Origin of the sequence: Arthrobacter sp. StoSoilB22 (assembly GCF_019977315.1) — a bacterium.
GTDB lineage: Bacteria > Actinomycetota > Actinomycetes > Actinomycetales > Micrococcaceae > Arthrobacter.
On sequence record NZ_AP024652.1, the window covers coordinates 1,356,264 to 1,377,879 of the forward strand.

At 63.8% G+C, this 21,616-nt stretch carries 15 protein-coding genes and 1 tRNA gene; 14 read left to right on the forward strand and 2 right to left on the reverse strand.

All coding sequences use genetic code 11. The features are described 5' to 3' along the window. Positions 1-164 precede the first annotated feature (164 nt). The 4 genes from LDN70_RS06565 to LDN70_RS06580 are packed head-to-tail and all read left to right on the forward strand — an operon-like array spanning position 165 to position 5,112. The gene (locus LDN70_RS06565; RefSeq protein WP_142939838.1) at positions 165-1,334 is read left to right on the forward strand and encodes a resuscitation-promoting factor; all 1,170 of its coding nucleotides are present in this window, start codon (positions 165-167) and stop codon (positions 1,332-1,334) included. A 26-nt stretch (positions 1,335-1,360) separates the two neighbouring features. Beyond that, a complete protein-coding gene (rsmA, locus tag LDN70_RS06570; protein ID WP_142939837.1) occupies positions 1,361-2,242 on the forward strand; it encodes a 16S rRNA (adenine(1518)-N(6)/adenine(1519)-N(6))-dimethyltransferase RsmA in 882 nt (293 codons plus the stop codon). Next, the gene (locus tag LDN70_RS06575) at positions 2,239-3,231 is read left to right on the forward strand and encodes a 4-(cytidine 5'-diphospho)-2-C-methyl-D-erythritol kinase (RefSeq protein ID WP_223942097.1); all 993 of its coding nucleotides are present in this window, start codon (positions 2,239-2,241) and stop codon (positions 3,229-3,231) included. Before rsmA ends, LDN70_RS06575 begins: the two co-directional genes overlap by 4 nt. Before the next feature lie 51 nt (positions 3,232-3,282). Next, on the forward strand, positions 3,283-5,112 hold the full coding sequence (locus LDN70_RS06580; RefSeq protein WP_223942098.1) for an ABC-F family ATP-binding cassette domain-containing protein: 1,830 nt from the start codon (positions 3,283-3,285) through the stop codon (positions 5,110-5,112). A gap of 201 nt (positions 5,113-5,313) precedes the next feature. On the opposite strand, the gene LDN70_RS06585 is transcribed toward LDN70_RS06580, so the two are convergent. Further along, entirely contained in the window at positions 5,314-5,730 is a 417-nt protein-coding gene (locus LDN70_RS06585) for a VOC family protein (RefSeq protein WP_223942099.1), read from the reverse strand. 171 nt (positions 5,731-5,901) lie between these two features. Then, positions 5,902-6,501 (reverse strand): TetR/AcrR family transcriptional regulator, encoded by a 600-nt coding sequence (locus LDN70_RS06590; protein ID WP_142939843.1) that lies wholly within the window; start codon positions 6,499-6,501, stop codon positions 5,902-5,904. A gap of 289 nt (positions 6,502-6,790) precedes the next feature. Here LDN70_RS06590 and LDN70_RS06595 point away from each other — a divergent pair. The 10 genes from LDN70_RS06595 (at position 6,791) to sufU (ending at position 21,603) form a co-directional block, all read left to right on the forward strand. After that, a tRNA-Gln gene (locus tag LDN70_RS06595) sits at positions 6,791-6,862 on the forward strand. Positions 6,863-6,985: 123 nt separating this feature from the next. Beyond that, on the forward strand, positions 6,986-8,479 hold the full coding sequence (gene glmU, locus LDN70_RS06600; protein WP_223942100.1) for a bifunctional UDP-N-acetylglucosamine diphosphorylase/glucosamine-1-phosphate N-acetyltransferase GlmU: 1,494 nt from the start codon (positions 6,986-6,988) through the stop codon (positions 8,477-8,479). Between the two features lie 2 nt (positions 8,480-8,481). Then, the gene (locus tag LDN70_RS06605) at positions 8,482-9,462 is read left to right on the forward strand and encodes a ribose-phosphate diphosphokinase (RefSeq protein WP_011774071.1); all 981 of its coding nucleotides are present in this window, start codon (positions 8,482-8,484) and stop codon (positions 9,460-9,462) included. A 319-nt stretch (positions 9,463-9,781) separates the two neighbouring features. Further along, positions 9,782-10,357 (forward strand): 50S ribosomal protein L25/general stress protein Ctc, encoded by a 576-nt coding sequence (locus tag LDN70_RS06610; RefSeq protein WP_142939832.1) that lies wholly within the window; start codon positions 9,782-9,784, stop codon positions 10,355-10,357. Between the two features lie 118 nt (positions 10,358-10,475). After that, on the forward strand, positions 10,476-11,060 hold the full coding sequence (gene pth, locus LDN70_RS06615; protein WP_142939831.1) for an aminoacyl-tRNA hydrolase: 585 nt from the start codon (positions 10,476-10,478) through the stop codon (positions 11,058-11,060). A gap of 141 nt (positions 11,061-11,201) precedes the next feature. Then, positions 11,202-13,934, forward strand: coding sequence for a helix-turn-helix transcriptional regulator (locus tag LDN70_RS06620; protein WP_223942101.1), 2,733 nt, complete (start codon positions 11,202-11,204; stop codon positions 13,932-13,934). A gap of 41 nt (positions 13,935-13,975) precedes the next feature. Next, a complete protein-coding gene (locus tag LDN70_RS06625; RefSeq protein WP_223942102.1) occupies positions 13,976-16,636 on the forward strand; it encodes an AAA family ATPase in 2,661 nt (886 codons plus the stop codon). Positions 16,637-17,107: 471 nt separating this feature from the next. Further along, positions 17,108-19,666 carry an ATP-binding protein gene (locus LDN70_RS06630; RefSeq protein WP_223942103.1) on the forward strand — a complete coding sequence of 853 codons (2,559 nt, stop codon included), beginning with the start codon at positions 17,108-17,110 and terminating at the stop codon, positions 19,664-19,666. An 89-nt stretch (positions 19,667-19,755) separates the two neighbouring features. Continuing rightward, positions 19,756-21,081, forward strand: a complete 1,326-nt coding sequence (locus LDN70_RS06635) for a cysteine desulfurase (RefSeq protein ID WP_142939827.1) — start codon at positions 19,756-19,758, stop codon at positions 21,079-21,081. 69 nt (positions 21,082-21,150) lie between these two features. Beyond that, entirely contained in the window at positions 21,151-21,603 is a 453-nt protein-coding gene (sufU, locus tag LDN70_RS06640) for a Fe-S cluster assembly sulfur transfer protein SufU (RefSeq protein ID WP_142939826.1), read from the forward strand. Positions 21,604-21,616 lie beyond the last annotated feature (13 nt).

The following is a 21,616-nucleotide window of genomic DNA, read 5'->3' on the forward strand; positions in this document are numbered from 1 at the left end:
ACTGCGTCGGTTCATTCCGGGGCAATCAGTTGAATGTTTTTTGGCGGCGCAGATGCCGGCAGCAAGAGCAGGACCAGGCGTGTTGCCTGGCCCTGATGTTTTGCGGTCGGCATTACTTTTGCGCTTTTCCCCGTGCCCGGATGGTCTGAGAGTAATGGGCGATCGTGATCAAGTTCTTCACAACGGATGGCAAGTTCAGCTTCCTCAAAGTAGGTACCCAGTTGCTGGTAGTCGCGGCGCTGGTGGTTGGTGTTGTGGCCTTCGTGGGCAACAACAAGACCGTCACCCTCAACGTGGACGGCAAAGTGAGCTCCATCCAGACCTTTGGCGGCACTGTTGACCAAGTGGTCAAGGCAGCCAAGGTCGAGCTGAAGGACGCGGACCGCGTTTCGCCGGCCCTCGACGCGAAGGTCGACAACGGTTCAGTAGTGAACGTCAACCTGGCCAAGGCCGTGTCCATCGAACTGGACGGCGCCCGGAAGACCGTGAACACCACGGCCCCTGATGTTGCAGGCCTTGTGAGCGAGCTCGGCGTAGCCAGCTCCTCCGAAATCTCCCAGCCCAAGGAAGCGTCGTTGGAAGTAACCGGCTCGTTCGTTTCCATCTCCACGCCCAAGACCATCAGCGTCGTAGCTGACGGCAAGGACACCAGCACCACCACGACGGCGGCCGACGTCGCCACCGTGCTCAAGGAGACCGGAATTACTGTGGGCGCCAACGACCACATCTCCCAGCCCGGCAATGCTCCGATCGTCCAGGACATGGTAATCAAGGTCTCCCGCGTGGACACCAGCAAGACCGCCGAAGCCACAGAAGAAGTTCCCTTCGAAAGCGTGAAGAGCGACAGCGCGGAGCTCTTCAAAGGCGAAGAGAAGGTGACCCAGGAAGGCGTGGCAGGATCGTTGGTCAAGACTTTCAAGCTTGTCCTCGTCGACGGCCGTGAAGCTTCCCGCACCCTGGTCTCCAGCAACGTCGCCACCCAGCCGGTTCCCGAGAAGATCAGCGTCGGCACCAAGGCCCGTCCCGTTGCCACTCCCGCTCCCCAGGCAGCAGCCGCCGCAGCGGCACCCGCAGCCAGCGGCCCCACCGGCGCCCCGAACGAAGCCATGTGGGACAGGATTGCGCAGTGCGAATCGGGCGGAAACTGGTCCATCAACACCGGCAACGGCTACTACGGCGGACTGCAGTTCTCCAGCCCCACCTGGTTGGCAAACGGTGGTGGAGCCTACGCTCCCAACGCCAGCCTGGCCACCAAAGCGCAGCAGATTGACATCGCAAACCGCCTCTACGCAAAGAACGGCCTCAGCGACTGGGGATGCGCCCACGCGGCCTGACCCCGCACAGGCGATACGATACCTAGGTGACTGAACCGAATTCCGAACCCGCCGCCGTCGCGCCTTTGATGGGTGCCACAGATATCCGACGGCTCGCCGAAGAAATCGGTGTACGCCCCACCAAAACGCTGGGGCAGAACTTTGTGATCGACGGCAACACGATCCGCAGGATCGTGGCCGCTGCCAACATAGCCGATGGTGAGACCGTGCTGGAGGTTGGCCCCGGCCTTGGCTCCCTGACGCTCGGCTTGCTGGACGCAGCCAAGACCGTGGTCGCCGTCGAAATCGACCCCGTCTTGGCGGAAAAACTGCCCGAGACCGTGCGGGCCTGGCGTCCCGAGGCGGAAGAGAACTTCCACTTGGTGCTCTCGGACGCCATGAAGGTCACCGAACTGCCCCTGCCTCCCACCGCGTTGGTGGCCAACCTGCCCTACAACGTGGCTGTGCCCGTGGTGCTTCACCTGCTGCAGCATTTCCCCAGCCTCCAGCACGGCCTGGTCATGGTGCAGGACGAGGTTGCCGACCGTCTTGCCGCCACGCCGGGTTCCAAGATCTACGGTGTTCCGTCGGTCAAGGCTGCCTGGTACGGGCACATGCGCAAGGCGGGTGTGATCGGAATGAACGTGTTTTGGCCGGCACCGAAAATCCATTCAGGATTGGTGGCTTTCACCCGGCACGACCCCCCGGAAACGCATGCAACCCGTGAACAAGTGTTCGCTGTCATTGACGCAGCCTTCGCGCAGCGGCGGAAGACACTGCGAGCAGCACTTGCCGGTTGGGCCGGGAGCGCCTCCGAAGCCGAACGGTGCCTCGTTGCCGCCGGTGTTGACCCCACCGCACGCGGCGAGGTCCTGGACATCAACGCCTACGTCAAGATCGCCGAAGCCCGCCACCCTGTGAGCGCATGAACCCGGGCGGCCGCAAACCCAGCAGCCTCCCGTTCGTGGGGGAGCGCTTCCACGCTCGCACAGTTCGGGTCAAAGCCCCGGGCAAAGTCAACGTCTCCCTGAGCGTGGGCCCGTTGCGGCCTGATGGCTACCACTCGGTTGCCAGCGTGTACCTGGCCGTCTCTCTGTATGAGGAAGTGGCTGCCACAAGTACAGAGAATCCAGGAATCACCGTCAGCATCAGCCCGGACAGCACACTGGACCTTGACGGTGTGGATATCCCCTTGGACGAACGCAACCTCGCCTACAAAGCGGCAGCCATCATGGCCGAAGTGTCTGAAAAGCCAACAGGCGTGCACTTGGAAATCACCAAACGTGTGCCCGTGGCCGGTGGAATGGGCGGCGGATCCGCAGATGCCGCAGCCACCCTGTTGGCGTGCGACGCACTGTGGAACAGCGGCCTCTCACGCGATGAACTCGCGCATTTGGCGGCCGAGCTGGGCGCGGACGTTCCGTTTTCGCTCCTGGGCGGCACCGCCGTCGGGCTTGGTGTGGGAGACGAACTCTCACCCGCACTGGCCAAGGCACAAATGGACTGGGTGCTGGTTTTTGCCGACTACGGGCTGTCCACACCTGACGTATTCCGCACCCTTGACGGTCTCCGGGATTCCGAAGGCGCCGAGATTCCGGAGCCCGTTGATGTTGACCCCACCATCCTCCAGGCCCTGCGGAACGGCGATCCCGAAACCCTCAGCCGCGTGCTCATCAACGACCTCCAGCGGGCCTCCATCACGCTCGCCCCCCAACTTCGCGACACCATTGGGCTGGGCGAAGCGCGAGGCGCCCTCGCCGGCATGGTGTCAGGCTCCGGTCCCACCATCGCGCTGCTTGCCCGGGATTCCGTCGCAGCCGCGGTTCTTGCTGAAGAGCTTGGCCACCGTGGACACAATGCCCTGGCCGTACACGGTCCGGTTCCCGGCGCCCGGATCATCTCCGATACCCTCCTTTAGTACCCTCCAGCTCCCGTACCCCCGCATTCCAGCAGTAGAAAGTAGTACCCATTGGCCCACCTGCTTGGCGGCGAAAACCTCACCGTTTCGTTCGCGACCCGCACTGTCCTCGACGGCGTCACCCTAGGCTTGGAAGATGGCGACCGCATCGGCATGGTGGGCCGCAACGGCGACGGTAAATCGACGCTCATGCGCCTGCTCGCCTCCCGCTCGACGCCGGACTCCGGTCGCGTCACCAAGCGCGGGGACGTCAACGTCGGCTACCTGGACCAGGGCGACGTGCTCGACGGCGACCTGACAGTGGGCGCTGCGATCGTCGGCGACCGCGCGGATCACGAATGGGCGGCCAATCCCAAGATCCGCGAAGTCATGGGCGGACTGGTGGGCGATGTGGACTGGCACGCCAACGTCCACGCCCTCTCCGGTGGCCAGAAGCGCCGCGTCGCGCTGGCCAAGCTCCTCATCGAAGACCACGACGTCATCATGCTGGACGAACCCACCAACCACCTCGACGTCGAAGGCGTCGCCTGGCTGGCCCGACACCTCAAGACGCGCTGGCGCGCCAACCAAGGCGCCTTCCTCGTAGTCACCCACGACCGCTGGTTCCTGGACGAAGTCTGCAATTACACCTGGGAAGTCCACGACGCCATGGTGGACATGTTCGACGGCGGGTACGCCGCCTACGTCTTGGCGCGCGCCGAACGCGACCGCACCGCCGCCGTCGTCGAAAGCAAACGCCAGCAGCTCGTCAAGAAGGAACTTGCGTGGCTGAGGCGCGGCGCTCCCGCCCGAACCGCCAAGCCCAAGTTCCGCATCGAGGCTGCCAACGACCTCATTGCCGATGTGCCCGACCCCCGCGACTCCGTGGCGCTGAGCAAAATGGCAACCGCACGCCTGGGCAAGGATGTGCTTGACCTTGAGAACGTGACGCTGGACTTCCTGGACGGCAACGTGGGGCAGAAGCTCTTTGACGACATCACGTTGCGTCTGGCCCCGGGCGAACGGCTGGGGCTGGTGGGCGTCAACGGCGCCGGCAAATCCACCCTGCTGAAACTGCTTAATGGCGAAATCCAACCGAGCTCGGGCAAGGTCAAGCGCGGTAAGACTGTGGTCACGGCCGTGTTGACGCAGGACGTAAAGGAACTGGACGATGTCTCCGATCTTCGCGTCATTGAGGTCATCGAGCGCGAGAAGCGATCCTTCAGCGTAGGCGGTAAGGAGTTCACCGCCGGGCAGCTCGTGGAACAACTCGGGTTCACCAAGGAAAAGCAGTGGACCCCCGTTTCGGACCTTTCCGGCGGTGAGCGCCGGCGGCTTCAACTCCTGCGCCTGCTGGTGGGGGAGCCCAACGTCCTCATGCTCGACGAACCCACCAACGACCTCGACACCGACACCCTTGCCGCCGTCGAGGACGTTCTGGATGGTTGGCCGGGAACGCTGGTGGTGGTCAGCCACGACCGCTACCTGCTGGAACGCGTCACCGACAATCAGATGGCCTTGCTGGGCGACGGCAAACTCCGTGGGCTGCCCGGCGGCGTGGATCAATACCTGGAACTGCGTGAAGCCGCACTGGCCTCGGGCGCCGTTGGGGGCGGCTCCGGTGCTCCGACCGCCGCTACCGGGTCCTCGTCCACTGCCGCCTCTTCCGGTGCCAGCGAAGCCGAAAAGCGCGAAGCCCGCAAGGACCTCAACAGGATCGACCGTCAGCTCAGCAAGATCTCACAGCAGGAAGAAAAGCTCCACACCCAGATGGCCGCTAAGTCCGAATCCGGCGACTTCGATGCCCTGGGGGAGCTCAACGCCAAGCTGCAGGAGCTGCTCGAGGAGAAAGAGGGCCTGGAGCTGGAGTGGCTGGAGGCCGCCGAAATCCTCGGCGAGTAGGGGTGCTGCGGCCTGTCGGTGCCGTTTCGCCGTCGCTTAGACACGACGCATAGGGGCTCCTGCGGTCGCGGGGCGACCTACGGTTCCCGATGCGCCGCGATGCGCTCCTTCGCGAAACGCCACTGACCGATCCTCTCTCACATCCCGCGGGTTTGGGGCGATCCCTCTCTCACATCCCGCGGGTTTGGGGCGATCCCTCTCTCACATCCCGTCGGTTGACGACGCCGGCTCGTAGCCTATGAGCCAGCGCAGGCCGTGGCGGTCCACAACCTGGCCGTCTGATGCACCCCACGGTTTTGGCGCGAGCGGGTCCACGATCCGGCCGCCCTCGGCGAGTTTGTCGAACCATTCGTGGAGAACGTGGGGATCGGCTGCTCCAAGCAACGAGAGCATGGCCCCTTCGATCTGTACGGTCTTCTCGCCAGCCGCTGCGTCAGATCCGCTGAGGGAGACGACTCCGCTGAGGACTCCGTGGGCAATCGCTTCCGGTGGCCCGTCCGTGCGTCCAAAGTCCCGGTACGAATGCAGGGACAGTTCACCACCGAAGACTTCGGCGTAAAAGCCAAGAGCATCTCGAGCTGAGCCGGGAAAACTGATGTAGAGGTGGGGCGCCGTCATGAACCAAGCTTACAAAAGTGCCAGGGCGCGAGGGATGTGAGAGACGGTTGGGTTTTTTGGGGGTGGGATGTGAGAGACGGTTGGGTTTTTGGGGGTGGGATGTGAGAGACGGTTGGGTTTTTGGGGGGTGGGATGTGAGAGACGGTTGGGTGCAAGGGGCGCGGAATAGACCTAGCCTTCGCTGCGGAGCCCGGGTTCTTTTTGCAGCCCGGTCAGGCCGTTCCAAGCCAGGTTGACCAGGTGCGCGGCAACGGCGCGCTTGTCCGGCGTACGGCTGTCGAGCCACCACTGGCCGGTCATCGCCACCATACCGACAAGCATCTGCGCATACATTGCTCCGTCTGAAGCGCTGAATCCACGGCGCGCGAATTCGTCGGAGAGAAGATGTTCCACGCGGGCGGTGACGTGGGAGAGCAGAGTGGAGAAGGCGCCCTCGGGCTGCGAGGGCGGGGCATCACGCATGAGGATCCGGAAACCATCCGTGCGGTCTTCGATGTATCCCAGAAGGGCCAGGGCGGCGCGTTCAACCAGTACCCGGGGCTTGGCTTCAGTGCTGAGGGCCTCGGTGATGGAATCCAAAAGGATCCGGAACTCGGTCTCCACCACCTGCCGGTACAGGCCTTCCTTGGACCCGAAGTGCTCGTAGATCACGGGTTTTGAAACGCCGGCTGAGGCGGCGATTTCCTCGATGGTGGTGCCGTCCAGGCCCCGGGCGGCGAAGAGTGCGCGTCCTATGCCTATGAGCTGTGATTTGCGCTGCTGCCCGGTCATTCGTACGCGCGCTGCCGGAGCAATGGTGGCGCGTGCTGCGGCCTCGGACACAGCAGCCGGCCGGGGGAGTTCAGTGCGGTTGCTCACCTGACCATCATGCCCTAAGTAGGCTGGGGAAGGGCTGATGGGCGGGCTGCCTGAGGGTGGAGGAACCAGTCACGGAGCAGACGCGGGGCGGTCAAGTCGCGAAGCACAGGGTGGTCATGGCAAACTAGTTTCTTGTGTGTGCATCCCGGTGATCCGGGAAACCCTCCGGGCCGCAAGATTCGGGGGACGAAAGCATGCACGGTCCGCTCTGGTGTAATGGCAGCACCCCGGCCTTTGGAGCCGTGGAGTATAGGTTCGAATCCTATGGGCGGAACGGTCGGAAAATGCGCTCCTTCTCTGTACCTGTAGCGGCTCTCACGGTGCCTGGGTCCATTGTTGGATTGCAGCATTCCGAAGCCGGGTTACCCGGGACATACCGAGCAAGGAGAGCCAGTACGTGAGCCCCGAAACCATCGGTCCCGCAGCGGTGATCGTTTTGGCCGCAGGTGCCGGAACGCGCATGAAGTCGCGGACTCCCAAGATCCTTCACGAAATCGGCGGCCGCTCCATGGTGGGCCACGCTCTTCTTGCCGCACGTGCCATTAATCCCCTGAAGCTGGCCTTGGTGGTCCGCCATGAGCGTGACCGCGTAGCCGAGCATGTCACAGGGCTTGACCCGGAAGCGCTGATTGTTGACCAGGACGACGTTCCCGGCACCGGCCGCGCAGTGGAAGTAGCGCTCAAGGCCTTGGATGCCGACGCCGAGCTTTCCGGCACGGTAGTGGTCACCTACGGCGATGTTCCGCTGCTGACTGGCCAGCTCCTTGGCGAACTGGTGGCAACCCACGAGGCTGAGGGCAACGCTGTCACAGTGCTGACCGCAGTGCTGGACGACGCCACCGGTTACGGCCGGATCCTGCGCGCCGAAGACGGAACCGTCACCGGTATCCGCGAACACAAGGATGCCAGCGAAACCGAACGGACCATCCGCGAAGTCAACTCGGGCATCTACGCTTTTGATGCCGCCGTTTTGCGCACTGCGCTGGCGAAGGTCACCACAGACAACGCGCAGGGCGAGATGTACCTGACTGACGTCCTGGGCTTGGCCCGCGACGCAGGCGGCCGGGTGGCCGCCGTCGTCACTGAAGACCGCTGGCAGGTTGAAGGGGCGAACGACCGCATCCAGCTCTCTGCCCTGGGTGCCGAGCACAACCGCCGCATCATCGAATCCTGGATGCGCGCAGGGGTAACCGTGGTGGACCCCGCCACCACGTGGATCGACGCCACCGTCACCCTTGACGAAGACGTCCGCCTGCTGCCCAACACCCAACTGCACGGTGCCACCACTGTGGCGCGTGACGCCGTCGTGGGTCCCGATACGACGCTGACGGACGTGAACGTGGGTGAGGGTGCGAAGGTGATCCGCACGCACGGATCCGGTTCCACGATTGGCGCCAAGGCGAGCGTGGGGCCTTTCACCTATCTGCGCCCCGGCACTGTCCTTGGCGAGACCGGGAAGATCGGTGCGTTCTACGAAACCAAGAACGTCACCATTGGCCGCGGCTCCAAGCTGTCCCACCTGGGCTATGCCGGTGATGCTGAGATCGGCGAAGACACCAACATCGGTTGCGGCAACATCACCGCCAACTACGACGGCGAGAAGAAGCACCGCACGGTGATCGGCTCGGGCGTCCGTACAGGTTCCAACACGGTCTTCGTAGCTCCCGTGACCGTGGGCGACGGAGCCTACAGCGGCGCCGGGGCCGTCATCCGCAAGGATGTTCCCGCGGGCGCACTGGCCCTGAGCCTGGCCGCACAGCGGAACGCTGAAGGTTGGGTCGTTGCCAACCGTCCGGGCACAGACTCCGCAAAGCTGGCTGAGGCTGCGCACGAGCTGACGTCCGCCTCCACATCCTCACAATCCCCGGCAACCACAGAAGAGGGCAAATAGGCATGAGCGAAATTACCGCACACGGCGAGAAGAAACTGATTCTCGCCGCCGGAAGGGCGCATCCGGAGCTGGCGCAGGAAATCGCGAAGGAGCTGGAGACCGAGCTCCTGCCGATCGACGCCTACGACTTCGCCAACGGGGAAATCTACGTCCGTTCGGCCGAGAGCGTCCGTGGCACCGATGCCTTCGTCATCCAGGCCCACCCGGCTCCGTTGAACAACTGGCTGATGGAGCAGTTGATCATGATCGACTCCCTCAAGCGGGCCTCGGCCAAGAGGATCACGGTAGTTTCCCCGTTCTACCCTTACTCCCGCCAGGACAAGAAGGGCCGTGGCCGCGAGCCCATCTCCGCCCGCTTGGTTGCCGACCTCTACAAGACTGCCGGCGCGGACCGCATCATGTCCGTTGATCTGCACACCTCGCAGATCCAGGGCTTCTTCGACGGCCCCGTTGACCACCTGATGGCCATCCCGCTGCTGGCTGACTACATCCGCACCAAGGTGGAAGCTGACAACATCACCGTTGTTTCCCCTGACACCGGCCGAGTCCGGGTTGCAGAGCAGTGGGCAGAGCGCCTGGGCGGTGCCCCGCTCGCGTTTGTTCACAAGAGCCGCGACCTCACCGTCCCCAATCAGGCCGTTTCCAAGACCGTTGTGGGCCAGGTTGAGGGCCGCACCTGCGTGCTGATCGACGACATGATCGACACCGGTGGAACCATCTCCGGCGCTGTCCAGGTGTTGAAGAACGCCGGCGCAAAGGACGTCATCATCGCCTGCACCCACGCAGTGTTCTCGGATCCCGCCGCGCAGCGCCTGGCAGATTCAGGTGCCCGTGAAGTTGTGGTCACCAACACCCTGCCCATCCCGGCTGAGAAGCGCTTCCCGTCGCTGACGGTGTTGTCGATCGCTCCCTTGATTGCGCGCGCCATTCGTGAAGTGTTCGACGACGGTTCGGTCACCAGCCTGTTCGACGGCAAAGCCTAACGCCGGACTGCTGACTTAAGCGGGCCATCTGCCGCCTTCGGGCGTGCGGGTGGCCCGTTTTCTTTGGTCGTTTTCAGAAAGAGTGCGATCCGCTGCTAAACTTTTGGGGATACCTTGGCGAGGGAGAGCACATCCGGTCCGCATTATGTGGATCAGGGTTGCGGGTCTCCGTTATCGACTGGGTCTGCATCTCCTTCAACACAGGCGGAACGGCTGCTCGGCGGCCGATCTCAGCTGGGCGTAGAAGGTCTCCAGACCTCCGCCCTTGCTGATAGACCAGCCCGGACTTTCCGGGTGACACAGTAATCAAGGAGTACACATGTCTGAGCAGAAGCTCACCGCAGAACTGCGCACCGAATTCGGCAAGGGTTTCGCCCGCCGTGCACGTATGGCCGGCCAGATCCCGGCTGTCATCTACGGTCACGGCGCAGAGCCGATCCACATCAACCTGCCGGGCCGTGCCACCACGCTGGCAGTGCGCGTTTCCAACGCCCTCCTCGCGATCGACGTCGACGGCGAGCAGCACCTCACGCTCGTCAAGGACATCCAGCGCGATCCCGTAAAGCAGATCATCGAGCACGTTGACCTCCAGACCGTGAAGGCCGGCGAGAAGGTTACCGTCGACATCGCCGTCCACGTTTCCGGTGAAGTTGCTCCGGGTGCCGTTGCCAGCCTCGAAGCCACCACGGTTTCCCTCGAAGCTGAAGCAACCCACGTTCCCACCGCCGTTGAGGTCAGCATCGAAGGCCTCAAGGCCGGCGAGAGCATCCACGCCTCTGACCTGGTCCTGCCGAAGGGTTCCACCCTGCTCACCGAAGGCGACACCCTGGTTGTCCGCATCGCTGAAGCCGCTGGCTCGGAAGAAGAAGAAGACACGGAAGCTGCTGCCGAGTAGTCTTCTGACTGTTTGAGGCTTACGCCGTTCAGTGGCCGGGCACCCTTGGGTTCCCGGCCACTTTCTTCTTTGCCGTCCACCGTTTCGGCTGAACCCGCACACACTCCTAGGATGAGACATGACTGACACTTGGCTGATTGTTGGCCTCGGCAACCCCGGCAGTGAGTACAGCAACAATCGGCACAATGTTGGCCAGATGGTGCTGGATGAACTTGCTTCCCGCATGGGTGGGAAGTTCAAGGTGCACAAAGCCCGGGCCCAGGTGGTTGAGGGGCGACTCGGTATCGGGGGTCCTCGCGTGGTGCTTGCCAAGCCCATGACGTACATGAACGTCTCTGGTGGACCCGTTGCAGGACTCTGCAACTTTTTTGACATTGCCCCGGACCATGTCATCGCAGTCCACGATGAGATTGATATCCCTTTTAACACAGTCAAGCTAAAACTTGGCGGTGGCGAGGGCGGCCACAATGGCCTGCGGGACATTTCAAAAGCACTCGCCACCAAGGATTATCTGCGCGTCCGAGTAGGCGTTGGCCGGCCACCAGGACGGATGGAGACAGCCGATTACGTTCTCCGCGATTTCGCTACCGCGGAGAAGAAGGAACTGCCGTTTCTCCTGGACGAGGCAGCTGACGCCGTTGAACTGCTCATGGACCAGGGCCTGCTCGCGGCGCAACAGAAGCACCACCCCGCCAAAGCTTGAGCAAATCTTGAGGAAAGCCTGAGGAAAGCCTGACGGTCCCGAGGACCTTTAGCCCTACAAACTGCGGGCGCCCGACGGTAGTGTGCATGGTACGCAGGTAAGCGGTGGGGGACTACCGCGAATGTGTAGCTAAGGATGCGGATGTCGGCGGAGTTGCTAAACAGGAGCGGTGGAGGCGCAGCGAGGGCTGCGGCTCCCGATCTGTTGGGCGGCCCAACAGACCGTCAAACATGGTCGCTGTTGGCCCGGAGCCACGATTTGTCCAAGGCGGGCAAGCATCTGGAATCACCCGATTCCTACGGCGTGGTCCTCACGGGGGAGCGGGGGATCGGAAAGTCGGGCCTGGCGAGGGCCGTGGTGTCCTCACTCGGCCCCAAAGTCCACAGCCTCCAGCTGCGTAACACTGTAGCCAGCGGTCAGACCCCCTACGGATGCCTTGGCTTCCTGCTTGCCCGGCTGCCTTCGGGGGCCGTGGGTTCGCCCACCGGCATACTGCACGCGGTCACCAACCTGATCAGGTCAGAGGCCGCCGGCCGGGAGACCGTGTTCATCGTGGACAACGCCGGCGGCATGGATCCCATGAGCACCGGGGTGCTGCTGAACCTTATGGCTACCGGCACCGCAAAAGTCATCGCCACCGTCCAACGCGCCAGTGACCTCCCCGCCGATTTCCACCGGCTGGTCCTTGAAGGAGTGCTGGGCGAGGTTCATCTGAACACCCTCAGCGAGGAACAGACCAAACAGGTCCTCGGCTCGGTTCTTGGCCATTACGTTTCTTCAACCCTGGTGGGTTCACTGCACTCGGCAGTGGGCGGCAACCCTATGCTCCTGCATGCTCTTCTTGAGGAGCAGCGGCATTCGGGCAACCTGGTCCTCAACGACTCCGTCTGGACACTGCGTGATCGGATCAATCTTGAGGGTGCCACGGTGGTGGAGGACTTTGTCCGTTCCAGGCTGGCGCGCGAACCGCAAGCCAGCAGGACCGTCGTCGAAATCCTGGCCTGCGCGCAGCGCGCAACGTTACTGGATCTTGCAGCGATCTTCGGCGCCGACGTCCTGGTGGACATGGAGGAGGCGGCACTGCTGACGATAGAAAAGACCGGTGAGCACTGGGTCTCGCTCCGGGACCCGTATGTAGGAGAAGTTGTCCGGGGTTGGCTGAGCACCCGCCGCATGCGTGAGCTGCGCCTGATGCTGCACGGTCCCAAAGAACCCGAGCTGCAGGCCTTGGCGCCGCAGGATCTCTTGAGCTATGCGGCATGGATGCACGCGTCCGAGGATGAGCCGGCGCCGTCGCCCGCGCATGCGCTTGCGGCCGGGCGGGCGGCGTTGGATGACTACGATCCCAACTTCGCTATCCAATGCACCCTGTCGTTGGACCCTCAGGACAGTGAATGGGTGCCCGGACAGCGTCTGAAGGCTGCGGCCTACCTTATGCTGGACCTGCCACTGCATGCGGCCCAGGCCCTGGATGAAGTGCCCGAATCCCGCATGAGTGCCTTGGACCCCTTGGAGTTCGCTGAAGTCACCGCAGCAAAATGCCAGGCAATGACGTGGATCGACGGACGGTCCGGTATGGTGCCGGGAGTGATCGCCGCCGGCCTGGAGACGCTTGAATCCAAGGCCAAGGACTATCCCGTGCAAGCCATGGCAAAGGCGCGTAACCGCCTGCAGCTATGTAATTACGAGTACAAAACCTTCACTGGTGAGTACGCCGCCATGATTGAGGACTTGGAAGCCGAGCAGGCCAAGGATTCCTCGGAGGACCCTGAACACTGGCTCAAATCCTCCTTCTTCCTGATTGAGGCCCGCTGCATGCTGGGCAGGGAACTGGAGGCGCAACAACTTGCTCGAACCGTTTCACGGCACTTGGGGGACGTGGACCGCCCGGCACAGTTGGAGGAATCCTTCGCCAAGCATGCGTTCCTGGTGCTCCTGCTGTCCGGCCAATGGCGCAAATGTATCGAACTGATGCGCCGCACGCCCTCGGGCTCCTCACGCCTCCAATACAGGGGCGCGCTCACCGAACTGGGAATTGGGCTCGCATTCGCATACGCAGGTAAGCCAGCCAGCGCAATTGAACCCCTGCGATCGGCCGTCGCCCAGCTCGAACTGCGGCCCAGTATGAACATGAACAAGGTTGCTTACGCAGCCACCGCTTTTGCCTATGCTCAATTGGGCAATTCCGTGGAGGCCGGCCGATACCTTGACTTGTTCCGCACCTGCAGGGGAGTGGGGACCTTCTTCTCCGAATCCGTGGCTGAGTTCTGTGCAGAGATGGCCGGGCGCTGGATGGGAGACCCGGACGTGAAGCAACGTCTGCTGGCCCGGGTGCGGAACGACATGGAGCAGCAGCGGTTCACCACCGCCGGCATCAACCTTTTTGGGGCCACAGTGGAAGGCACGGATGAGGAATACCGGCTGCTGGAAGACATTGCCGGCCGACGCCAAGGACCGTTGGCCAAGATCTCCGGTGACCTTGCACGCGGCGCCCTGACGAAGAGCTCGCGCTCGCTGCTTGCGGCCGCAGACGCCGCAGCGGCACTGGATCTGCTGGTGGTTGAAGCCCGTTGCGTGGCCATGGCGCTTGACTTCGCCAGGGACGCCGGCGAGACCACGGCGGCCCGAACGGCACAACTGCGGCTCGAAAGGTTGGAGCATTCCGTGCCGGCGTTACCGATCCAGCCACGCAGCGACGCGCCGGTATTGACCGAACGGGAACGCCAGATTGCTAAACTCGCGGGAAAGGGTGTCAGCAACCGCGAAATCGCGATGGATATTGGGGTGTCTGTGCGAACTGTAGAAGGTCATCTGTACCAGGTGTTCACCAAGCTCGGCGTATCGTCTCGGGGCGAGCTCAATGGGCTGCTGTGAACTGCGGCGTGCAACTTCCGTAGCCCCGGCGCGGGTTGCCCATGAGGGCTGAGCACCTTGTAGGCCGGGACGCGGAACTCGAACTGGCCATGGAGATCCTGAGGCAGGAAGGCGCCGGGGCTGTGCTTCTGGTTGCCGATTCCGGAATTGGCAAGACCGCCCTGGCAGCCGAAATCGCCGCCCGCCTGGCTGGGGAGATGGTGGTGATGCAGGTTCACGGGAGCCCTGCTTTGTCCGCGGTTCCCTATGGAGTCCTGGCTCCCTATCTCCTGGATCTTCCCGTGGAGCAGGCAACCTCGCCTGTGGCGATCCTGCGCGAGTTCTGGTCCCAGTTCGAGCAACGGCGTGGCGGGGAAGGTGCCCGCCTGCTGCTGATCGTGGACGATGCCCACGATCTCGATGAAGGTAGCACCCAGATTTTGGCCGAGCTGGTCACCGCCGGATGGGCGCGGCTGGTAGCCACCAGCAGGCCCAGGCCCGGCTTGCCTGCGGCGTTGCTGCAACTCTGGTATGACGGATTGGCAGAGCGCTTGGAGCTCCATCCGCTGGATCAGGTCACTGTTACGGAGCTGGCGGAAAAGACCCTTGGGGGAGCGGTCATGTCCAGTGCGGCCGAAGCCCTGCACGCCATGTCCGAGGGCAACCCCTTGCTGCTTCACTGCCTCCTGGAGGACTCCAGGACTGACGGAAACCTGGTCCGTCGAAACGGAGTGTGGCTCCTGACCCGTGCACTTTCCGGGGGCGGGGAAAACCTTGCCGATGTAGTCCGAAACAGGGTCCTGCGTACCAGCGAAGCCGAACGGGAGGCGATGTACGTCATTGCCTTATCCGAGCCCGTCCCTGCCGCGGTGCTGGATACGCTGGTAGGCAGGGACACCGTACGGGCGTTGATGGATAACCGGCTTGTGGTCTCTGCCAACGGACCCGGCGGGCCCCTCAGGATGTGGCACCCCATGTACGGTGAGGCGCTCCGGCAGATCGTTTCGCCCGCCCGCAGCCTGCAGATCCGCCAGCGCATGGTGCAGCAATTTCCAGGAGAATCGTCCACGGAGGAGGGCCTGCTGCGCATGGTGGGCTGGGCCTTGGACTGTGGTGCCGACGTCGATGATGAACGGCTGCTGCAGGCAGCCTTCCTGGCCGCCAAGACGCTCCAGTACCCGCTGGCATTAGCGGCGGCTGCCAAGGTCCGCTCGGAGGAGTTGCGCCCGCGGGCACGCGCCGTCATGGCCATGGTCAAATACAACGACGGCGACTACCGCGGTGCCGTCCGACTGTTGGAGGAAGGCTCCGGGTTCCTGGATGCTGACGCGGCCGGCCCCGTGGGCGCAGGCCTGCTGTGGGCTGCCGCGCGCGCCGCCGCGGGAGACTCGCCGGCTGACATTGTGGCTGATGCCTGGGCCGCGGCAAAAGCCCTGATGGGTGAGCGGGAGTCGTCGGATTCTGTGCTCCAACGGGTCGAAGGGCACGTCCGGGCAGTGGAATTGGCGGTCCTGGCCAGTGACGGCCACTACGAGGAACTCCGCGAGGGCCTGGACCGGTTTGCCGAGAAGTTTGCAACGGATGGCCCCGATCTTGCCCTGAACCGGATATTCCTGCGTGCGATGCAGTGCGAGCTGTTGACGGTGGAGGGCCAAGCCGTGGAGGCGCTGGATGCCGGGCGTGAAGCCTTGCTGCTGTTGGACGAGCACCACCATGAGATTCTCTACATCAGCGACTTCGTGCTGCTGCGCTACACGCTTGCCGCCTTGGAGGCCGGAGACTGGGAGGCAGCCGGGACTGCCCTGGACCGCTACGGTGCTGCCACGGCCACGGGACTGATCTATTTTGGCGGTGATCTTGAGGCGCTCAAAGGCTTGTCATTGCTGCGTCAGGGCCGATTGGAGAAGGCCGAGGAACTGCTGACGCCCGCCGTTGAGGCTCTCCGCATCAGGGACCCGCTGCAGCTGCGAAGCCTGGGAACGGCACTGGCCTTCTACGCGGCGGCCAGGTCCGGCAACGCATCGCTGGCCAGCCGACTGGAGAGCGAGCAGTGTGATGCGGCCGCCGGTGGTGCCTACGTTGAGGCCCTTGCGGAGCTGTTCCGCCTTGCTGGCGAGGAACTTCTCAGCAAGGGCACAGGGCTGCCGAAACTTAGTGGTCTACCGGAATCGGGTCATCTTCACCGGCTGCCGGGCATTCTGCTCCAAAACCTGGTCCTCAGGGCTGAAGCCGGGGACGTCCAGGCCTTGGAGTCAATCCAGGAAACGGCGGCGTCGATGGCAGGAAGCTGGGCAACCGGCTGGCAGTCACTGGCGGCGGCGCAGTTGCGCGGTGAGGGCGAAGGGCTGGTGAACGCAGGCAACCTCCTGGCAGCATCCGGGATGCCCGGGCCGGCCGCCGTAGCGTTCGACAAAGCGGCTGTGACTTTCGATGCCGAAGGCAAACGCCCGGAAGCGCGACAGGCTGCGGTACTGCGGGATGTCAATGAGGCAACCCTGGGCGACGCCCTGGTCCACGACCCCCAAACCGAGGCGGACCGGTCTGTGCCACTGACCCGACGCGAGCAGGACATTGTGGCATTGGCTGTTTCGGGCCTGACCGACCGTCAAATTGCCGAGAAACTCATGGTTTCGGTCCGGACCGTGGAAGGCCACTTGTACCGGAGCTACGCCAAACTGGGTATCCGCAGGCGGGAAGACCTGGGTGCTGCCGTCCGTCACTGACGACGCCGCCTGAGTACCTGCAAGATCGCCGTTAAAGCAGCTTCCCTTGGAATCGCGCGGGATTTAACCAATCAATGGAGTAATGCGCGGGTATTTCGTGTCGCAACCAAGTAGTGCCCTGTCCGGGGACTGAGTACAACAGAGTACCGGCGGGAAAAAAGGGGCCCACTTTTCGAGTACCAACTACTGATGTACGGCATGTTGCGCCCCGGCAGTATTGATCTTGGAAGAACGGTTCAGCCCCAAGCATCACCGGGATTCCGGAAATCGCATCACCCGCATCGGAGGTCTCTTGAGCCGATGCTCCGGCCACCGAAAGGTGGTCCGGCCCTGTACGAAGCCGGCGGCGACAGAGTCTTCTGAGACCGAGACTCTCCCCCCAGCCGCCGCCGGCTTCTAGGACAGGGATCCGCGCACCGCGGAACCCAAAAACCCTTCCCGGATCATGGGACTGCTGCTATTGGAGTGTGCATGTTGCCGGACCCTTGGCTGGACGAAGACACCGTCACAGCTGGTCTGAGGCCATCAACATTTCCCGATAGAACGCAACTTCTAAACCTCATCCTCTCGGCAGTCCCGTCCCCGTCCACCAGCGGCATCGTGGTGGTGGGAGAGCGGGGCTCCGGAAAGAGCCACCTTCTGCTTTCCGTCAAAGAGGGACTTCCCGAGACCGTCGACGTCCGCACCTTCAGCGGAAAACCGGAACGCCGGGCCCTTCAATTCGGCGCTTTAGGCGCCGTTTCGGCAACGGCAGGGGCCGCGGCAGGGGCAACGGCAGGGGCGGCGGCAGCGGCCGACGAGGCCGTGGCGCCGGGCCTGCACGTTCTCCGGGCCCTGACCAGTACTCTGGGGCCGGCCGACTACTTGTACACACCCTCACGCGGACGACGCCGGAACAAGCGGCACGTTCAACCGGCACGGCCGCAGCTGGTCCTGTTGGTGGACGACATCCACTACATCGATCCGGCCTCACTGGCGGTCCTGCTGCAACTCATTCCGGGCTTCGGTGCCACCTTGGTGGCCACGGCGGAAAGCCGACACCCCCTCCCGCCTGATCTTTACCAGCTCTGGGAAGACGGCTTCCTGGAGCAGTACTTCCTCCCACCCTTTACCTTCAGTGAGGCACACGCTTTGTGCCAGTCCATCCTTGGCGGGCATGTCCAGCGACGCGCGAGCAGCCTCCTTGCCGCAATGAGCGGTTTCAACGTGGGATTGCTGTGCCTGGCGGTCGACGACGCGCGCCGCTCCGGGTTCCTGGTCCGGGTTGATGGTTACTGGACCATCGATGTCCGGGCCCGCTGTGAATGGCCCGGCGTGGTTGAGCATGTCCGGGCGGAGAACATTTCGCGCCCCCCTGAAGAGCGCCAGGCGCTCGAACTCATCGCGCTCTCAGAGCCCGTGGCGCTTGAGGTGGTGGAGCGTCACTTCGGTCAGAAAGCCATTGAACATCTCCTCACCAATCACCACATCAGGCTGCTGCCAGGCTCGCCCCCGCTGCTCAGCACAAGTTCCTGGCTGCGCGGGGAGGGGACCAGGCTGTCCGTGCCGCGCTCGCGGAGCATGGCCCTTCGGCTGGGCGTGGAGGAACCTGAGCTGACTACGGAGACGGCGCCTGCCCTGCTGCGATGGATCACGTGGACCCTGGACTGCGGGCTGAGCCTCTCCGACGAACTTCTCCTTGCTGCCGCACCCGCCGCTGACAGGCCGTCCACCGCCGAGCTTGCTCTGAGGGCCGCCTCGGCAGTGACGGGCGAGGATCACTTGGACGAGGCAAGACTGGTCAGGGCGCGGGCATTGATCGCCGAGGGCCACCTCCAGGAAGCAGGTCCGGAACTTCGGCAGCTGGCAACCGCGGGCGGGCTCCCTGAAGTGAAGATCGATGCCGCGCACCGGTTGCTGGCTCTGGGGCTGCTGGGTGCTGCATCCCTACCTGCCGGGTCTGAGTTCACCCATCAGCGGCCGGGGGAGCCCACTGACGCCGCCCTATTGATCATGAACAATGTGCGCGAAGCCGAGCGTCTGCTGCTGTCCGGGGCCGCCCCGGAAGCCTTGAAAAGGTCAACAGCAGCCATGGAAGCCATCAACGCCGATCCCACCTTGAACATGTTCCTGCCGGGGGTACTGCTCCGGCACGTGATGGGCCTGCGGTACAACCTGGCCTGGGAACCGGCGGATCCGCTGGTGGATACTCCCGCCCATTACACCCTGCCGATGCACCTCTCGGCGTGCCTGGACGTCGCCCGCGGTTACGTCCAGCTCAGCCAGGGACTCCCGCGTGCAGCCCGTGCCACCTTGGAACCGGTCCTGGCAGAACTGCACGACGCCGGTCTGCCGCCAGTCCTTGCTCTGGCTGCGGCCCTGCTGGCCTACTCCGAGGCGCTGTGCGGGAACACCCGGCAGGCTTTGGCCAAGGCCCGGCAGAGCATGACTGCGCAGGAAGCCGCCGGGGTGTCCGTTCAGCATGACTCCGACCAAGCAGCAGGACATTCAGCGGATCCGTCCGGACTCTTCACTCAACATGCTCTGGGGGCACAGCCTGGTCTGTTGTCGCAACTCGCTGCCGTGTACGTCGCAGCGGCGCAGGACCAGGTTGCCGGGACGTCAACACACCTGATGGCTCTGGCGGAACATGTGCACGCCCAAGGCAGCATCCTGATGGAGGCAGAGGTGTTCTCCCTCCTGACACTTAACCCGGCCAGTGCCGCCGTCGACGATCCCGCGATCCAGCGACGCCTTGGCGCGCTGGCAGCAACTGTTCATGGTCCGGGCGGGGCAGCATGGGGGACGTTTGCCGCCGCTCTGGTGGGCAACGACCCCAAAGCACTTGAAGCGGCGGGCCGGAGCCTGTCCGCGGACCGGCAGTTTGCCCACGCCGCCCTGTGCTATTCCCGGGCCGCAGCGGGTTACGAGGCCAGGACCCGGGCTGCCGCCAGCCGCCGGGCCTCGGTGCTCCTGGGGAGGCTCCGGGCCGCCTTCGATAGCGGGATGGTTCCACCGCTGGGCTGGGTGCCCGGGAGGGCCGGCGGCTGAACGTGCTGTACGGCACACCTGCGGCACCGCACGGCAGGGGCCACCGTGGGATAATGAGGAGTCCCTGAAGGATTTCCAAGGAGCGTCCCTTGACTGCCGTATCAACTCCCGCCTCACTGCAGCGATCCATGCATGCCATGGACAACGCGGAGGTGTTGCGGATCCGGAATGATTTCCCGGTGCTGGACCAGCTGGTCAACGGCAAACCCTTGATCTACCTGGACTCCGGCGCTACATCGCAAAATCCGCTCAGTGTCATCGAAGCCGAGCAGGAGTACTACGAGCAACGCAACGCCGCTGTTCATCGTGGCGCCCACCACCTTGCCGTGGAAGCCACGGAGGTCTTCGAGGACGCCCGCCAGGCCGTGGCGGATTTCATCGGTGCGCAGTACGAGGAAACAGTGTGGACCTCCAACGCCACCGAGGGCCTGAACCTCATCAGCTACGCCCTGTCCAACGCCGCTCTCTGGGCAGCACAGGGAAGGGGTGGGTCCGCGCTGAAGGACCTGGCCATCGGTCCGGGCGATGAGATCGTGGTCACCGAAATGGAACACCACGCCAACCTGATTCCCTGGCAGGAACTGGCGTTCCGGACCGGCGCCACCCTGAAGTACATCCCGATTGCGGACGACGGCACCCTGCAGCTTGATGCCGCCGCGGAAATCGTGGGGGAGCGGACCAAGCTCCTTGCCTTCAGCCACGCATCCAACGTCCTGGGCACCATCAACCCCGTCGCCGAGCTCGTAGCCATGGCCCGCCGCGTCGGTGCTTTGGTGGTCCTGGACGCTTGCCAGTCCGTTCCGCACATGGCTGTGGACGTCAAAGGACTGGATGTCGATTTCGCCGTGTTCTCCGGCCACAAGATGCTGGCCCCCACCGGGGTAGGGGTGCTTTACGGCAAGCAGGAACTCCTGGATGTGTTGCCGCCGTTCCTGACGGGCGGATCCATGATTACAACGGTCACCATGGAACGGGCCGAGTACCTGCCGGCACCGCAGCGGTTCGAAGCCGGAACCCAGCGCATCTCCCAGGCCGTTGCGCTCGCAACCGCCGTGAACTACCTCACCGAGACCGGGATCGACCGCATCCATGCGTGGGAGTCGACGCTGGGCCAGCGTCTGGTGAAGGGGCTTGAGGCAATCGAGGGCATCCGCGTCGTCGGTCCGGCCTCAGGGTCTGAAAGGATCGGCCTGGCAGCTTTCGACGTCGCCGGCGTCCACGCGCACGACGTCGGACAGTTCCTTGATGACCGCGGCATCGCCGTTCGCGTCGGTCACCACTGCGCCCAGCCGCTGCACCGGCGCCTGGGCCTGACGGCAACCACCCGCGCCAGCACCTACCTCTACAACACCACGGACGACGTCGACGCTTTCCTGGACGCAGTTTCGGGTGTCCGGGCCTACTTCCAGGCCTGACACGCGGCACAGGCCTTTGGCCGCACAGCCGTCAACCAACGATTTTCCCCAGAAGAGGCACCAAGCATCATGAGTCTTGACCAGCTGTACCAACAGATCATCCTGGACCACTCCAAGCAGCGGCACGGCAGCGGCCTTGCGGAAACGGGTGCGCCGGACGGTACATCCACCGGGCAATCGCACCAGCTGAACCCTGTGTGCGGGGATGAGGTGACGCTGCGGCTCGCAGTCTCCGACGGAACCGTTCAGCAGATCCGCTGGGACGGTGCGGGCTGCTCCATCTCCATGGCCTCAGCTTCTGTGCTTAGCGAACTTGGCGAGGGCATGTCCGTGGAGGAGCTCCACTCGGTCATCGATAATTTCCGGGAGGTGCTCCGGTCCCGCGGAAAAGTACAGGCAGACCCGGAGATCCTGGGCGATGCCGCCGCCTTCGAAGGAGTGGCCCGTTACGCGGCACGCGTGAAATGCGCCATGATCTCCTGGGTTGCCGCTGAAGACGCGCTCAACCAGGCCACCGCCTAGCTTCTAGCGGAGC

Bases quoted from the DNA above. Each gene is read 5' to 3' on its own strand.
- LDN70_RS06575 (WP_223942097.1), top strand. From the start codon at position 2,239: ATGAACCCGGGCGGCCGCAAACCCAGCAGCCTCCCGTTCGTGGGGGAG.
- LDN70_RS06585 (WP_223942099.1), bottom strand. From the start codon at position 5,730: ATGACGGCGCCCCACCTCTACATCAGTTTTCCCGGCTCAGCTCGAGAT.
- LDN70_RS06590 (WP_142939843.1), bottom strand. From the start codon at position 6,501: ATGACCGGGCAGCAGCGCAAATCACAGCTCATAGGCATAGGACGCGCA.
- LDN70_RS06605 (WP_011774071.1), top strand. From the start codon at position 8,482: ATGAGCGAAATTACCGCACACGGCGAGAAGAAACTGATTCTCGCCGCC.
- LDN70_RS06610 (WP_142939832.1), top strand. From the start codon at position 9,782: ATGTCTGAGCAGAAGCTCACCGCAGAACTGCGCACCGAATTCGGCAAG.
- pth (WP_142939831.1), top strand. From the start codon at position 10,476: ATGACTGACACTTGGCTGATTGTTGGCCTCGGCAACCCCGGCAGTGAG.
- LDN70_RS06620 (WP_223942101.1), top strand. From the start codon at position 11,202: ATGTCGGCGGAGTTGCTAAACAGGAGCGGTGGAGGCGCAGCGAGGGCT.
- LDN70_RS06625 (WP_223942102.1), top strand. From the start codon at position 13,976: ATGAGGGCTGAGCACCTTGTAGGCCGGGACGCGGAACTCGAACTGGCC.
- LDN70_RS06630 (WP_223942103.1), top strand. From the start codon at position 17,108: ATGTTGCCGGACCCTTGGCTGGACGAAGACACCGTCACAGCTGGTCTG.
- sufU (WP_142939826.1), top strand. From the start codon at position 21,151: ATGAGTCTTGACCAGCTGTACCAACAGATCATCCTGGACCACTCCAAG.